General features: G+C 73.1%; 14 protein-coding genes. 11 read left to right on the forward strand and 3 right to left on the reverse strand.

Annotated elements, in window-relative coordinates:
• Positions 1-49: 49 nt before the first annotated feature.
• The 7 genes from OG202_RS39485 (at position 50) to OG202_RS39515 (ending at position 7,645) form a co-directional block, all read left to right on the forward strand.
• A complete protein-coding gene (locus tag OG202_RS39485) occupies positions 50-1,000 on the forward strand; it encodes an EboA domain-containing protein (protein ID WP_328224319.1) in 951 nt (316 codons plus the stop codon).
• 61 nt (positions 1,001-1,061) lie between these two features.
• Positions 1,062-1,916 carry a TatD family hydrolase gene (locus OG202_RS39490; RefSeq protein ID WP_328224320.1) on the forward strand — a complete coding sequence of 285 codons (855 nt, stop codon included), beginning with the start codon at positions 1,062-1,064 and terminating at the stop codon, positions 1,914-1,916.
• 11 nt (positions 1,917-1,927) lie between these two features.
• Complete coding sequence (eboE, locus tag OG202_RS39495) at positions 1,928-3,094, forward strand: metabolite traffic protein EboE (protein WP_328224321.1); 1,167 nt, start codon at positions 1,928-1,930, stop codon at positions 3,092-3,094.
• Between the two features lie 136 nt (positions 3,095-3,230).
• Positions 3,231-4,655 (forward strand): alkaline phosphatase family protein, encoded by a 1,425-nt coding sequence (locus OG202_RS39500; protein ID WP_327727046.1) that lies wholly within the window; start codon positions 3,231-3,233, stop codon positions 4,653-4,655.
• Positions 4,656-4,674: 19 nt separating this feature from the next.
• Complete coding sequence (locus OG202_RS39505) at positions 4,675-5,859, forward strand: cytochrome P450 (RefSeq protein WP_326574989.1); 1,185 nt, start codon at positions 4,675-4,677, stop codon at positions 5,857-5,859.
• Positions 5,860-5,941: 82 nt separating this feature from the next.
• A complete protein-coding gene (locus OG202_RS39510; protein WP_327727045.1) occupies positions 5,942-6,451 on the forward strand; it encodes an O-acetyl-ADP-ribose deacetylase in 510 nt (169 codons plus the stop codon).
• Between the two features lie 234 nt (positions 6,452-6,685).
• A complete protein-coding gene (locus OG202_RS39515; RefSeq protein ID WP_327727044.1) occupies positions 6,686-7,645 on the forward strand; it encodes a hypothetical protein in 960 nt (319 codons plus the stop codon).
• Positions 7,646-7,726: 81 nt separating this feature from the next.
• On the opposite strand, the gene OG202_RS39520 is transcribed toward OG202_RS39515, so the two are convergent.
• A complete protein-coding gene (locus OG202_RS39520) occupies positions 7,727-8,095 on the reverse strand; it encodes an ArsR/SmtB family transcription factor (protein ID WP_326574986.1) in 369 nt (122 codons plus the stop codon).
• 57 nt (positions 8,096-8,152) lie between these two features.
• Here OG202_RS39520 and OG202_RS39525 point away from each other — a divergent pair, with 57 nt between their 5' ends.
• The 3 genes from OG202_RS39525 (at position 8,153) to OG202_RS39535 (ending at position 12,344) form a co-directional block, all read left to right on the forward strand.
• Positions 8,153-10,117 (forward strand): heavy metal translocating P-type ATPase, encoded by a 1,965-nt coding sequence (locus OG202_RS39525; RefSeq protein WP_327732083.1) that lies wholly within the window; start codon positions 8,153-8,155, stop codon positions 10,115-10,117.
• A 180-nt stretch (positions 10,118-10,297) separates the two neighbouring features.
• A complete protein-coding gene (locus OG202_RS39530; RefSeq protein ID WP_328224774.1) occupies positions 10,298-11,782 on the forward strand; it encodes an AlkA N-terminal domain-containing protein in 1,485 nt (494 codons plus the stop codon).
• A 70-nt stretch (positions 11,783-11,852) separates the two neighbouring features.
• The gene (locus OG202_RS39535) at positions 11,853-12,344 is read left to right on the forward strand and encodes a methylated-DNA--[protein]-cysteine S-methyltransferase (RefSeq protein WP_327727043.1); all 492 of its coding nucleotides are present in this window, start codon (positions 11,853-11,855) and stop codon (positions 12,342-12,344) included.
• A gap of 53 nt (positions 12,345-12,397) precedes the next feature.
• On the opposite strand, the gene OG202_RS39540 is transcribed toward OG202_RS39535, so the two are convergent.
• Both OG202_RS39540 and OG202_RS39545 read right to left on the reverse strand, forming a co-directional pair.
• Positions 12,398-13,051 (reverse strand): response regulator transcription factor, encoded by a 654-nt coding sequence (locus OG202_RS39540; RefSeq protein ID WP_327732081.1) that lies wholly within the window; start codon positions 13,049-13,051, stop codon positions 12,398-12,400.
• 83 nt (positions 13,052-13,134) lie between these two features.
• A complete protein-coding gene (locus tag OG202_RS39545) occupies positions 13,135-14,400 on the reverse strand; it encodes a sensor histidine kinase (RefSeq protein ID WP_328224775.1) in 1,266 nt (421 codons plus the stop codon).
• A 240-nt stretch (positions 14,401-14,640) separates the two neighbouring features.
• Between OG202_RS39545 and OG202_RS39550 the strand changes: the two genes are divergently transcribed.
• Entirely contained in the window at positions 14,641-15,516 is an 876-nt protein-coding gene (locus OG202_RS39550) for a class I SAM-dependent DNA methyltransferase (protein WP_328224322.1), read from the forward strand.

Here is a 15,516-nt window from a genome sequence, read left to right on the forward strand (position 1 = left end):
GACCACCACCGTCCGTCAGATCCTCCACCCCACAGGGGGTTGTTCCGTCATGGTCTCCACCGGCATGCCGCTCTCCGAGGCGGCCGAACCCTCCGACCCGCGACCCCTCCTCGTCGACCCGCGACCCCTCCTCTCCGGTCACGCACTGGACCCGGCGGCCCGCGCCTGGCTCGACGAGGCCGTGGCCCGGATCGCCGACCGGCCCGCCGCCGTACGAACCCTGTTCCCCGCCGCCCGAAGACGCTGCGGGCGTGCGCGGCTGGACGCGCACTGGACCGTCGACGAGGCGGCCCGCGCCGTCCTGCTCGCCGCGCTGCCGCTGGGCGGCCGGCCGCTCGCCGACGAACTGGCCGGCCTCCTGCGCCACGGCGACCCGGCCGAACAACGGGCCGTCCTCCGGGCCCTGCACCTGCTCGCCGGGCCCCGGGGCGACGGCCCCGCCCGGGAACCCCTCGGCGACCTCGCCCTGCCGCTCGTCCGGGAAGCCCTGCGCGGCAACGACGGCAGCATCGTCGAGGCCGCCCTCGGCCCGTACGGCGCCGGCCGCCTCCCGGACACCGAGTACCGGCAGGCCGTACTGAAGTGCGTCTTCCTGGAGATCCCGCTCGACCGGATCGCCGGGATCGCCGCCCGTGCCGACGCCGAACTCGCCCGTATGCTCGCCGACTTCGCGCACGAGCGGGTCGCCGCAGGGCGCGACGTACCGGCGGACATCTGGCCCGTCGTCCGCGACTTCCCGGCCGCCGACCAGCTCACCGACAGGCTCACCGCCGAGACGCGGGCCGCCACGCCCGACCGCCGCGAGGCCGCCGGGCGCGCCCTGAAGGCGCTCCGGCGAGCCACCGCCTCCGCGGCTTCCGCACAGAACACCGCCTCCGCGCAGAACACCGCCTCCGCGGCTTCCGCGCAGAACACCGCCTCCGCGCAGAACACCGCCTCCGCGGCTTCCGCGCAGAACACCGCCCCCGCCGCTTCCGCACAGAACACCGCCTCCGTGTAGGACACCGCCTTCGCATCCAGTCGGCATCGCTCACAGGACAACCCGAGGAAGAGGCCTGCCCGTGCGCATTTTCGACCCCCACATCCACATGACCTCCCGCACCACCGACGACTACGAGGCGATGTACGCGGCCGGCGTGCGTGCCGTCGTCGAGCCGGCCTTCTGGCTGGGCCAGCCCCGCACCTCGCCCGAGAGCTTCTACGACTACTTCGACGCGCTGCTGGGCTGGGAGCCCTACCGGGCCGCCCAGTTCGGCGTCCAGCACTTCTGCACGATCGCGCTCAACCCCAAGGAGGCCAACGACCCGCGCTGCCGGCCCGTGCTGGACGAGCTGCCCCGCTACCTCGCCAAGGACCGGGTCGTCGCCGTCGGTGAGATCGGCTACGACTCCATGACGCCCGAGGAGGACGAGGCGCTCGCGCTCCAGCTCCAGTTCGCGATCGAGCACGAACTGCCCGCTCTCGTGCACACCCCGCACCGCGACAAGGCAGTCGGCACCCGCCGGACCCTGGACGTGGTACGCGAGTCGGGCATCGCCCCCGAACTCGTCGTCCTCGACCACCTCAACGAGCTGACCGTCGGCACGGTCCTCGACAGCGGCTGCTGGGCCGGGTTCTCGATCTACCCGCGGACCAAGATGAGCGAGGACCGCATGGTGACCATCCTCCAGCAGCACGGCACCGAGCGCGTTCTCGTCAACTCGGCCGCCGACTGGGGCCGTTCGGACCCGCTCAAGCCCCGGAAGACCGCCGACGCCATGCTGGCCGCCGGGTTCGGCGACGACGCCGTGGACCGGGTGCTGTGGCGCAACCCCGTGGATTTCTACGGGCAGAGCGGCCGACTGGATCTCGACGAGCCCAAGCCCGACGAGGAGTCGAGCTACCAGGGCAACTCCGTCCGGCGCGGCGGGGAGTGAGGGGACGCGTCATGCGCTTCCGGCACCCGGACGGCACCGCCGTCCACCTCGGCTACTGCAGCAACGTCCACCAGGCGGAGGACGTCGACGGCGTCCTCGCCCAACTCGCCACCTACGCCGAACCGGTGCGCGAGCGCCTCGGCGTCGACCGGCTGGGCATCGGGCTCTGGCTCGCCCGCGACGTGGTCACGCAACTGACGGCTGAACCGAGAGAGTTGAGGCGCCTCAAGGACGAACTCGCGATGCGCGGCCTGGAGACCGTCACCCTCAACGCCTTCCCGTACGCCGGGTTCCACCGCGAGGTGGTGAAGAAGGACGTGTATCTCCCCGACTGGGCGGACGAGGCCCGCCTGCGCCACACCCTCGACTGCGCACGCGTCCTCGCCGCGCTCCTCCCGGACGACGCCGAGCGCGGCAGCGTCTCCACCCTGCCGCTGGCCTGGCGCACACCCTGGCCACCGGAGCGCGCCGACCGTGCCCGCCGCGCCCTGGACCGGCTCACCACCGGGCTCGCCGCGATCGAGTCGGACACCGGCCGCCGTATCCGGGTCGGCTTCGAACCGGAACCCGGCTGCGTCGTCGAGACCACCGCCCAGGCCGTACGGGAGCTGCGCGGCCTCGACCCCGAACGGCTCGGCGTCTGCCTCGACGCCTGCCACCTCGCCGTGCAGTTCGAGGAACCCGGGGCGGCCCTGCGGCGCCTCGCGGAGGCAGGGCTGCCGGTCGTCAAGCTCCAGGCGTCCTGCGCGGTCGAGGCCACCGACCCGGCCGACCCCGCCGCCCGCGCGGCCCTGCGACGGCTCGCGGAGCCACGCTTCCTGCACCAGACGCGCACGGCGGCGGAGCAGGAGGCCCCTCGGGTGCGGGGCGTCGACGACCTGCCGGACGCGCTGGACGGCGCTCTGCCCACCGGCGCGGGCCCCTGGCGCGTCCACTTCCACGCCCCGCTGCACGCCGACCCCGAACCGCCGCTGCGCACCACCGCCGACCAGCTGAGCCGGGTCCTGGCCGGACTGCTCGGCGGGGCCTCGGCCGACTGCGACCACATCGAGGTCGAGACCTACACCTGGTCCGTCCTCCCCGAACCGCCCACCGACCTGCCCGGCGGAATCGCCGCCGAACTCGCCTGGGCCCGCGACCGGTTGACCGGCCTCGGCCTCAAGGAGGACCACCAGTGAGCACCCGAACCGGACGCAGGGAGAACCAGCGATGAGCACCCGAACCGGACGCAGGGAGAACCAGCGATGAGCACCCGAACCGGACGCAGGGAGAACCAGCGATGAGCACCCGAACCGGACGCAGGGAGAACCAGCGATGAGCACCCGACCCAACCGGCTCGTCGTCCTCGACATCGTCGGCCTCACCCCCAAGCTGCTCAAGCACATGCCTGCGGTCGCCGCTCTCGGGGAGCGCGGCTTCCGGGCCCGGCTCGACCCCGTGCTGCCCGCCGTGACCTGCGCGGTCCAGTCCACGTTCCTCACCGGTGAACCGCCCGCCGGACACGGGGTGGTGGGCAACGGCTGGTATTTCCGGGACCTCGGCGAGGTACTGCTGTGGCGCCAGCACAACGCGCTCGTCGGCGGCGAGAAGATCTGGGAGACCGCCCGCAGATCCGACCCCGACTACAAGGTCGCCAACATCTGCTGGTGGTACGCGATGGGCGCGGACGTCGACCTCACCGTCACCCCACGCCCGGTCTACTACTCCGACGGCCGCAAGGAACCCGACTGCTACACCTGGCCGCCGACCCTGCACGACGAACTCACCGGCCGGCTGGGCCCGTTCCCCCTGTTCACCTACTGGGGCCCCAACGCCGGCATGCCGTCCACCCAGTGGATCCTCGGCGCCGCCCGCCAGGTCTTCGACGAGCACGACCCCGACCTCACCCTCGTCTACATCCCCCAACTCGACTACGAGCCGCAGCGATCCGGGCCCGACTCGCCCGCCACCATCCGGGCCGCCCGGCAACTCGACGACGCCCTACGCCCGTTGATCGACCACTTCCTGAGCGAGGGCGCCACGGTGGTGGCCCTCAGCGAATACGGCATCACCCCCGTCTCCCGACCCGTGGACATCAACCGGGCCCTGCGCCGCGCCGGTCTGCTCCAGGTGCACACCCAGGACGGCATGGAGTACCTCGACCCCTGGACCTCACGGGCCTTCGCCGTCGCCGACCACCAGCTCGCCCACGTCTACGTACGGGACCCGGCGGACACGGCCGAGGTCGCGAAGATCCTGGCCGAACTCGACGGCGTGGAACAGGTGTTGGACGCCGAGGGCAAGGCGGCCCACGGCCTGGACCACGAACGCTCCGGCGAACTCGTCGCGGTCGCCGACCCCGACGCCTGGTTCACGTACTACTACTGGCTCGACGACGAGCGGGCCCCCGACTTCGCCCGCCAGGTCGAGATCCACCGCAAGCCCGGCTACGACCCCGCCGAGCTGCTGTACGACGAGACCGTCCCCGCGGTGAAGCTGCGCGCGATCGGCCAGGTCGCCCGCAAGAAGCTGGGCCTGCGCTACCGCATCAGCACGGTGCCGCTGAACCCCGCCGGCGTCAGCGGCAGCCACGGGCGCCTGCCCGCCGACCCCGAGGACGGGCCCGTACTGCTGTGCTCCGCACCGGAGCCGGCACGCGAGGGCTATGCCGCCGCCGAGATCAAGGGGCTGTTGCTGGAGTTGGCGGGACTGACCACCCCCGATGACCGGCGCACCGACCCCCGCCCGAGCACCGACTAGCACCGGGAAGAACACAGCGATGAGCACGTACCCCCCACTGCCCACCGAACGTCCCCTGCTCGACCCCGCCCCCGAATACGCCAAGTGGCAGGCCGAGGAGCCGATCCGGCGGGTGACGGTCTGGGACGACAACAGCCCCTGGCTGATCACCCGTCACGACCACGCCCGTGCCGTCCTGGCCGACCCGCGTTTCAGCGCCGACTCCACGCGTGCGGGCTTCCCCGGTCTGCGTCCGCAGGCGCCTCCGCGCGGCCCGGGTCAGTTCTTCGCCATGGACCCGCCGGACCACACCCGACTACGGCGCATGCTCATCCCGGACTTCACCTTCCGCCGGGTCGAGGCTCTGCGCCCCGATCTGGTCCGGATCTGCGCGGACCTGCTCGACACGATGACGGCCGACGGCGCGCGGGAGGCCGACCTCGTCACCGCGTACGCCCTGCCGCAGCCCGCCCTCGTCATCTGCCGGCTGCTCGGAGTGCCGTACGAGGACCACGGCTTCTTCCACCGGCAGGCACAGGCGTTCACCAGCTTCAACACCGGCGACGTCGATGTGCTGGGCGCCCGCCGGGCCTTGTACGGCTACCTCGGTGAACTCCTCGCGGCCCGGACCCGTGAGCCGGCCGACGATCTGCTCTCCCGGCTGGCCACGGAACGGGTGGCGACGGGCGAGGCCACCGTCGAGGAGGCGATCGGCGTGGCCTTCGTGCTGCTGCTCGCGGGATTCGAGACCACCGCGAACATGTTCCCTCTGGCGGTCGTCGCCCTGCTGCGCCACCCGGAACAGCTCGCCGCCCTGCGCGGTGAGCCGGAGCTGTGGCCCGGCGCGATCGAGGAACTGCTGCGCTGGCTGACCGTCTCCCACTGGGGCCTGCGGCGCGTCGCGACGGAGGACGTCGAGATCGGTGGTGTCCGTATCCGCGCCGGGGACGGTGTCGCGGTGGCGATCCAGACCGCGAACCGGGACGCGTCCGTCTTCCCCGGCGCGGAGACCCTGGACGTGCGCCGCGACGCGTCCGGCCATCTGGCCTTCGGCCACGGACCGCACCAGTGCGTCGGCCAGTCCCTCGCCCGCGCGGAACTCCAGGTCGGCCTTCCCGCTCTCTTCGACCGCCTGCCGAATCTGCGTCTGACCGCACCGCCGGAGGAGCTCGCGCTGCCGATGGGCGCGATCCACGGGGTGCGATCGCTGCCGGTGGGCTGGTAGGCCGTCAGGGCCTCGTCCGAGGCCGACGACGCCCGACATATTGGAGGGCTCGCACGTCCCGTCGGCTGATATAGAGGCGGGCATGACCACCATCACCCTCGTCCGGGGCGACATCACCCAGCAGTCCGTCGACGCCATCGTCAACGCCGCGAACTCCTCCCTCCTCGGCGGGGGAGGAGTGGACGGCGCGATCCACCGGCGCGGCGGCCCCGCCATCCTGGCGGACTGCCGCAAGCTCCGCGCCTCGCACTACGGAAGGGGCCTTCCCACCGGCCAGGCCGTCGCCACCACGGCGGGCGAACTGGACGCGCGCTGGGTGATCCACACGGTCGGCCCGGTCCACAGCCAGAGCCTCGACCGCTCCGCCCTCCTCGCCTCCTGCTACCGAGAATCCCTCCGCGTGGCCGACGAGTTGGGCGCCCGCACGGTCGCCTTCCCCGCCGTCTCCGCCGGCATCTACGGCTGGCCGATGGACGACGCCGCCCGCATCGCCGTCCACACCGTCCGGAGCACGGAGACATCGGTCGAGGAGGTCAGGTTCGTTCTCTTCGACGACGAGGCGTACGCGGCGTTCGCCGAACAGACGGGCTGACGCCGTCGCCGAGTGGGAGGCGACCCGGCTCGCCGCTCTCCCGCACTCTGACGGACGAACAGCCGGAGCGTGTCGAACGAAGTCGCACAGGGCTCTCCCTGAGGGGGAAACAGCCTGGTCAGGGTTGTCCGCGGGGTCGGTCGGAGGGAGGGGCGCCGGTCCTGCGATCGGTTGCGGCGGGCCGTACCGCCTTCCACGGTGAGCGCAAGGACAGCTGCTTCGAAAGGAACATGCATGCGCGCCCTCGTCTCCCGTGGTCTTCTCCTGTCGCCCCTGGTCTGCGGGGCACTGGTCTTCGGGCCGGTCGGCACCGCCACCGCGGCCGTCGACGCGGGCCGTACCGCCTCGGACCGTACCGCCTCGGACCGCACCACGCTGGGGATCGCCGCGGTCCCCGAACCCGATCTGGACGATTTCTTCGCCGCGCTGGACGCGGAGATCGACGGGCTCCTGGCGAAGGAGGAGGCCGAAGCGGACGCCCTCGCCGAGCAGGAGATCGCCGAGGTGGAGGCGCTCCTCGCCAACCTCGACCTCGACATGGACGGGCTGCTGGCGAACCTCGACGCCGACCTGGACGCGGACATGGACGCGGATACGGACGCGGATACGGACGCGGTCACGGATACGGACGCGGTCACGGACACCGACACGGACACCGACACCGACGAGGACACGGATACGGACACGGATACGGACGCGGTCACGGACACCGACACCGACACCGACACCGACGAGGACACGGCCACCGACGCCGACGCCGTCGGCACCGACGCGGCCGTGCTGCTCAACCAGCTGGACCTGCTCGACCGCATGGACGAGGCCGACGTACTCGAACCGCTGCTGGACGAGTTGACCACCATCGCCAAGCTCGACGCGAACCAGCTCGACGCGGCCGAGGCGGCCCGGCATGTCGCGGCCCTCCGAACGGCCAACGCCACCGTTCAGCAGCGGCTGCAGAAGCTGGAGGCAGCGGCCCCGGCCACCTCCGGCGGCGCCACCACGGCGGCCGACCCGGTCGCCGATCTGCCGGCCACGCTCCAGACCGCGGTCGACGCCCTGCTCAAGGCGCTGACCTCGCTCGACCTGGGCGCCGTACTGGGTGCGGTCACCGACCTGCTCGCCCCGGTCCTCGGCCTGATCACCGGCCTCCTCGGTGGCCTGGCGCCCCAGCTGCCGGCACTTCCCGCGACCTGACCGCCTCAGCCGGCGCCCGGTGCCTCAGCCGGTGCCCGGTGCGTCAGTCGCCGTCCGGTGCCTCGGCAGACGCCCGGTGCCTCAGTCGCCGTCCGGTGCGTCGCTGAGCCCCAGCCTCAAGTGCTCGACGTGGTAGACGGCCTGGTCCAGCAGCTCGGCGACATGGTGGTCGTGCAGCGCGTACACCACCGAACGGCCCCGGCGCTCGCCCACGACCAGGCCGAGGTTGCGCAGCAGGCGCAGCTGGTGGGAGCAGGCGGACTGTTCCATCCCGACCTCGGCGGCCAACTCGGTCGCCGGGAGCGGGCCTTCGCGCAGCCGGGCCAGGATCAGCAGGCGGGACGGGGTGGAGAGGGCCTGGAGGGTGGTGGCCACCTTGGCGACGTTGGCCGCGTCCAGGCGCACGCGAGGGGTGGCGTCCTGCGCTGCGGTGACGGCTCCATGACCCATGGCGCATATCTTACTCATCGCACATGAAGGCATGAATGAGTCTTCATGTATTCCTGTATGGTGTGCCGCGTGTCTGCCACCCTCACCCCGTCACCGGTCCGCCGTACGCCCGAGCCGACGGCCCCCCGCCGCCGTACCCGGGTCCTCGCCCTGCCCGAGGCCCGCTGGGCGCTGGCCTCGACCGTCGCCTTCCTGCTCGCGTTCCCGCTGGACCTGGCCGGGGCCTCCGCCTGGCTGTACGGCCCGCTCTACGCGATCGCCTACGCGGCCGGCGGCTGGGAGCCCGCCCTCGAAGGGCTGCGGGCGCTGCGCGAGAAGAGCCTCGACGTCGATCTGCTGATGATCGTCGCGGCGCTGGGCGCGGCCGCCATCGGCCAGGTCCTGGACGGCGGCCTGCTGATCGTCATCTTCGCCACCTCCGGCGCCCTGGAGGCCCTGGCCACCGCCCGCACCGCGGACTCCGTACGGGGCCTCCTCGACCTCGCCCCCACGACGGCCACCCGGCTGTCGGCGGACGGCTCCGCCGAGGAGACCGTGCCGACCGGCCGTCTCGCCGTCGGTGACGTGGTGTTGATCCGCCCCGGCGAGCGCATCGGTGCCGACGGGCAGGTCCTGGCGGGGGAGAGCGAGGCCGACCAGGCCACCATCACCGGCGAACCGCTGCCCGTCCCCAAGTCCCCCGGCGACGAGGTCTTCGCGGGCACCCTCAACGGCACGGGCGCGCTGCGCGTCCGCGTCGCACGCGACCCGGCCGACTCCGTGATCGCCCGCATCGTGAGCCTCGTCGAGGAGGCCTCCCGCACCAAGGCGCCGACCCAGCTGTTCATCGAGAAGGTCGAACAGCGGTACGCCGTCGGTGTCGTCGTCGCCACCCTCGCCGTCTTCGGCATCCCGCTGGCCTTCGGCGAGGACCTCACGGCCGCGCTGCTCCGCGCCATGACCTTCATGATCGTGGCCTCGCCCTGCGCGGTCGTCCTCGCCACCATGCCGCCGCTGCTCTCCGCCATCGCCAACGCCGGCCGCCACGGTGTCCTCGTGAAGTCCGCTGTCGCGATGGAGCGGCTGGGCGAGATCGACGTCGCCGCCCTCGACAAGACCGGCACGCTCACGGAGGGCACACCGGAGGTCACGGCCGTACGGCCGCTGCCGGGCTCCGGGCTCGACGAGGACGGGCTGCTGTCCCTGGCCGCGGCCGCGGAGCATCCCAGCGAACATCCGCTGGCCCGCGCGGTGGTCGCCGCCGCCGGCGCCCGGGGGCTACGGATCGCCGCCGCCGACGACTTCGTGGCAACCCCCGGACGAGGGGTGCGGGCGACCGTCGAGGGGTGCGTGGTGACCGTGGGGCGGCCGGGGGAGTACGGGGGCGCCGTCGGCGGTGAGGTCTCCGGGGGCGGCAGTTCCGACGGGACGACCGTTCTCGTCGAGCGGGACGGGGTCGCCGTCGGGACGCTCACCCTGGCCGACCGCCCGCGCCAGGACGCGCCCGCGGCGGTGGCCGCGCTCGCCGCCGTGACCGGTGCGTCGCCGGTCCTGCTGACCGGGGACAACGTGCGTGCCGCCGACCAGGTGGCGGCGGCCACCGGGATCGTCGAGGTGCGCGCCGGGCTGTTGCCGGAGGGCAAGGTGGAGGCCGTACGGGAGCTGCAGGCCGGGGGCGGGAAGGTGCTCTTCGTCGGCGACGGGGTCAATGACGCGCCCGCGCTCGCCGCCGCGCACTCCGGGGTGGCGATGGGGCGGGCCGGGTCCGATCTCGCCCTGGAGACGGCGGACGCGGTGGTGGTGCGGGACGAGCTCGGCGCGATCGCGGCGGTGGTGCGGTTGTCGCGGGCGGCCCGGCGGTTGGTGGTCCAGAACCTGGTGATCGCGGGGGTCTGCATCGCCGTGCTGGTGGTGTGGGACCTGGTGGGGCATCTGCCGTTGCCCCTGGGCGTGGCCGGGCATGAAGGGTCCACCGTGGTGGTGGGGCTCAATGGGCTGCGGTTGTTGCGGGAGGCCGCGTGGCGTAACGCTGCGGGAGGTTAGCGGCGCCTGCGGGGGAGGGCGGTTCGTCTGGTGGCGGCCGCGGATCCGTACGGGCTGGTCGCGCCGTTCCCCGCGCCCCTGGAGGGGCTCGGCGGTCACGAGGCCGCCCCAGCCTCGATGTCGGATTTCCGCCAGCCCGGCACCCTCTCCCTCCCCGATGCTTGAGTCATGCGGAACGGGATGTACGCGGATACGGAGCGGTGTGTGCGGGCCGTGCGGTCGAAGGACGCGCGGTTCGACGGGTGGTTCTTCACGGCCGTGATCACCACGCGGATCTACTGTCGGCCCAGCTGCCCGGTGGTGCCGCCGAAGGCGGAGAACATGACGTTCTATCCGAGTGCGGCGGCGTGTCAGCAGGCCGGGTTCCGGGCGTGCAAGCGGTGTCGGCCGGACACCAGTCCCGGGTCGCCGGAGTGGGATCAGCGAGCGGACCTCGTCGCGCGGGCGATGCGGCTGGTGGCGGACGGGGTGGTGGACCGGGAGGGCGTGCCGGGGCTGGCACGGCGGCTCGGCTACAGCACCCGGCAGGTCGAGCGGCAGCTGCTGGCCGAGCTGGGCGCGGGGCCGCTGGCGCTCGCCCGGGCGCAGCGGGCGCAGACCGCGCGGCTGCTGATCGAGACGACCGCGCTGCCGATGGCGGAGATCGCGTTCGCCGCCGGGTTCGCCTCGATCCGGACGTTCAACGACACCGTGCGGGAGGTCTTCGCGCTGTCGCCGAGCGAACTACGCGAGCGGGCCACCCGGTCGGCCCGACAGCGCTCCGACTCCCCCGGCACGTCAGGGGTGTTGAGCCTCCGGCTGCCCTTCCGGGCCCCGCTCAACCCCGACAACCTCTTCGGCCACCTCGCCGCGACCGCCGTACCCGGAGTGGAGGAGTGGCGCGACGGCGCGTACCGGCGCACGCTCCGCCTGCCCTACGGCCACGGCATCGTGGGCCTCACGCCGCAGCCCGACCACATCGCCTGCCGGCTCACCCTCAGCGACCTGCGCGACCTGCCCGTCGCCATCAGCCGCTGCCGCCGCATGCTCGACCTGGACGCCGACCCGGTCGCCGTCGACGAGCAGCTGCGCACCGACCCGGTGCTCGCGCCGCTGGTGGACAAGGCTCCCGGGCGACGGGTGCCGCGTACCGTCGACGAGGCCGAGTTCGCCGTACGGGCGGTGCTCGGCCAGCAGGTCTCCACGGCTGCCGCCCGGACGCACGCGGCCCGGCTGGTCGTCGCGCACGGCGAACCGGTCGACGACCCCGAGGGGGGTCTCACCCATCTCTTCCCGTCCCCCGAGGCGCTGGCGGCGGTCGACCCCGAGACCCTCGCGATGCCCCGCACCCGCCGGACCACCTTCACCACGCTGGTACGGCAACTCACCGACGGGCACCTGCACGTGGGCGTCGACAGCGACTGGGCGGAGACCCGCGCCCGCCTCCTCGCCCTTCCCGGCTTCGGCCCCTGGACCGTGGACGTCATCGCCATGCGCGCCCTGGGCGACCCCGACGCCTTCCTGGCCGGCGACCTCGGAATCCGGCGCGCGGCACAGGAGTTGGGCCTGCCCTCCACCCCGGCAGCCCTCACGGCCCGTGCGGCGGCCTGGCGGCCGTGGCGCGCGTACGCGGTCCAGTACCTGTGGGCGACGGACAGCCACCCCATCAACTTCCTCCCCGTATGAGCGCGTACCTATGAGCCCGTTCAAGGTCGTCGCCCCGGCCGCATCCCCGACCGACTCTCAAGGACCTCCCGTGAAGCAGCAGAAGCGGCACACCGTCATCGACAGCCCCTACGGCCTCCTCACCCTCGTCGCCGACGACGGCGTCCTGTGCGGGCTCTACATGACCGAGCAGCGCCACCGCCCGTCCCAGGAGAGCTTCGGCGCACGCGACGACACGCTCTTCGCCGAACCGGAAGAACAGCTGGAGGCCTATTTCGCGGGCGAGTTGAAGGAGTTCACCCTTGAACTCAGGCTGCACGGAACCCCGTTCCAGCGCCTCGTCTGGGAACAACTGGTACGGATCCCCTACGGCGAGACCCGCTCGTACGGCGATCTCGCCGACGCCCTCGGCAATCCCAGGGCGTCCCGGGCGGTCGGGCTGGCCAACGGAAAGAACCCCGTCGGCATCATCGTCCCCTGCCACCGCGTGGTCGGCTCCGACGGCGGCCTCACCGGCTACGGCGGCGGCGTGGAGCGCAAGCGGCGTCTGCTGGACTTCGAACGGGGGACGGCTCTCTTCTGAGGGCCGGGAGGGGGGCGTGCGGGGGAGGTCGGTGGGTGCGGGTGCGGGGTCCGTCACGGCAGCAGGCGGCGCTCCTTCGCCACGGCCACCGCGCCCGACCGGGTCTCCACGCCCAGCTTGCCGTAGATGCGGCCGAGGTGGGTCTTGACGGTCGCCTCGCTGATGAAGAGGGCTCGCGCTATCTCCCGGTTGCCCAGGCCACGGGCCAGCTGACCGAGGATCTCGTGCTCGCGCTCGGACAACGCGGGCCGTGGGCTGCGAAGTTGGGCCAGCAGCCGGTCGGCCACCGGCGCCGACAGCGCGGTACGGCCGGCCGCGGCGTCGCGGATCGCCGCGAACAGTTCGTCGGGCCGCTCGGCCTTGAGGAGATAGCCGGTGGCCCCCGCTTCGATGGCACGGCTGATGTCGGCGTCGGTGTCGAACATGGTGAGCACGAGGACGCGGGGGGCCGGAGCGGGCGGGGCGGTGGGGGAGTGCTGGGCGTCGGCCGGCCGTGAGGTCAGCCGACGGGTGGCCGTCACGCCGTCCACGCCGTCGCCGAGTTGCAGGTCCATCAGTACGACGTCGGGGCGCAGGCGGGCGGCCAGGGCGAGCGCCTCCTCACCGGTGCCCGCCTCACCGACCACCTCGATGCCGTCGGCACTGGACAGCAGCGCGCGCAGCCCGGCGCGTACGACGGCGTGGTCGTCGCACAGCAGGAGCCGCACCGGCGGCCGGCCGACCGGCGCCGGGGTCAGAGGCGCCGGGGTCAGAGGCTGCGGGGTGAGGGGCGGTGAGGGGACCGGCTCGCTCATCGGACGCGCTCCTCGGGGGTGTCGACGGCGACGATCGGCGTACGGGGGACGGCCGCGGACACCACGGTGCCCTCGCCCGGCGTGGACTCCACGGTGAGTGTGCCGCCCGACTGCCGAGCCCGGATCCGCATGGCCGGCAGCCCGTGCCCGCGATCCCGGCCCGGCGCGGCGGCGCTCGCCCGGCCGGCCTCGGCGCTGGCCCGGCGGTCCGCGTCGAAGCCCCGCCCGTTGTCGGCGATGTCCAGCGAGACCTGGTCGTCGAGGCAGGTCAGGGTCAGTGCGGCCCGGGTCGCGGCGGCGTGTTCGCGTACGTTGGCCAGGGCGCCCTGGGCGATGCGCAGCAGTGCGGCCTCGACGCGTTCCGGGAGAGGACCCGGGGTGCCGTCGAGCCGGAACTCCACCGTCAGGCCCGGGCCGCTCTCGCGTTCCGCGAGCGCGCCCAGCGCGGCGGGCAGGGAGTGCTCCGCGAGATCGGCCGGTGCCAGGTCGTGGACGAACCGGCGCGCCTCGGCGAGGCTGTGGGAGGTGATCTCGACGGCTTTCCCGATGTGTCCGCGGGCCGCGTCCGGGTCCGTGCGCCAGACGCGCTCGGCGGCCTGCAGCAGCATCTGCTGGCTCGACAGACCCTGGGCGAGGGTGTCGTGGATCTCCGTGGCCAGCCGCTGCCGTTCCGCCAGGACGCCCGCCCGCCGTTCCGTGGCCGCGAGGTCGCGGCGGGTGCGGACCAGGTCGTCGATCAGGACGCGCTGCCGCGCCGCCTGCCGCCGCAGATGGACGAAGACGGCGGTGGCGACCGCGGCGATGGCCGGCGGGGCGGCGACCATGTTGGGGTTGAGGGGCCCCTGGGACACCCGTATCTCGGCGGCGACGACCAGCGTGGTGAGCAGGACGGCGAGCGGCACCGCGATCCGTGGGGGCAGCGTGTGGAGCCCGGCGAACAGCAGCGGCATGGCACACCACGTGGCGCTCGGCGCGATCGCGAGCAGCACCACCCAGACCGCCGTCACGGACCCCAGCCAGGCCAGATGCCGGGTGGACGGCCGGCCGCCGGGAGGCGGCGCGGGAGCCAGCAGGTGCCCGAGGCCGTAGAGGAGCCCGAACACCGCGAACAGCGCCACCACCCACCCGGTGCGCGGCCCGCCCTGATCACGCGTCAGGAACCGGGCGAACGAGGAGCACAGCAGCAGGAAGAACGCGGCGTGCACGACGGCGGTCAGCCAGCGTCCGTCCGGATCCGTGCGCCGGTCCTGCGGCCACCCCATCACTTCACCGGCTCTCATGTCGTGCTCGTCGGGTTCGGGTACTTCACAGGTCGCACTCCCGTGTCTAACGTGACCGGCTCCCGACCGCATCAACCGATCGGCTGATACGAGGATCGCCCGAACCGCACCCGGACCGGAGCCGGTCGACCGAGCCGCACACCCCGCCGCCGCCCCGAGGCTGGCAGCACGACCCGAGCCACCTCGGGAAGCACCGTCCGAGTCCCCTGGGAAGGAAGCCCCGTGCCGCCGACCGAGAAGAACGTCACCGTCAACCGCGCCGCCCTCGGCCACCGCATCACCTACGCCCTGCGCCACCCCGACCGGGTGCCGCGCCACGTGGCCCGTGCCGCCCGGGACATGTGGCTGCGCCACCGCCACCCCGACCACATCGCGTACTACCGCGCGGTGATGCGCTCCGACACCCGCGCCGACCCGGACGCGGCGGTCGGCAGCCGCAGCCGTGAACGGTGGCTGGCACTGGGCGCGATGCAGTTCGACTACCTGCTCGGCCACGGTCTGCGGCCGGAGCACCGCATGCTGGAGATCGGCTGCGGCAACCTGCGGGGCGGCTGGCGGTTCATCCGCCACCTGGAACCCGGGCACTACTACGGCATCGACATCTCGCCCGACATCCTCGCCGCGGCCCAGGACACGATCGTGGAGATGGGGCTGCAGAGACGGCTCCCCGCACTCACCCCCGTCCGCGACCTGACCCTCCGGTTCCTCCCGGACGCCCACTTCGACGTGGTCCACGCGCACAGCGTCTTCTCGCACTCACCGCTCCACGTCATCGAGGAGTGCCTGGCCAACGTCGGCCGGGTGCTGACCCCGGACGGCTGGTTCGACTTCACCTTCGACCGTACCGAGGGCGAGGAACACCACGTCCTGCGGGAGGACTTCTACTACCGCACCGACACGCTCGTCGCCCTGGCCGCGAAGCACGGCCTCCAGGCCCGCTTCATGGACGACTGGGAGAAGCTGCCGCACGGCCAGTCCAAGATCCGCGTCACCCGCCCCGCCGAGCCCCAGCCACCGCAGCCGTCCCAGCCACCGCAGCCGTCCCAGCCACCGCAGCCGTCCCAACCGCCGCAGCCGTCCCGGCCGCTCGGCCCGTGA

This window comes from Streptomyces sp. NBC_00310, assembly GCF_036208085.1.
Lineage (GTDB): Bacteria > Actinomycetota > Actinomycetes > Streptomycetales > Streptomycetaceae > Streptomyces.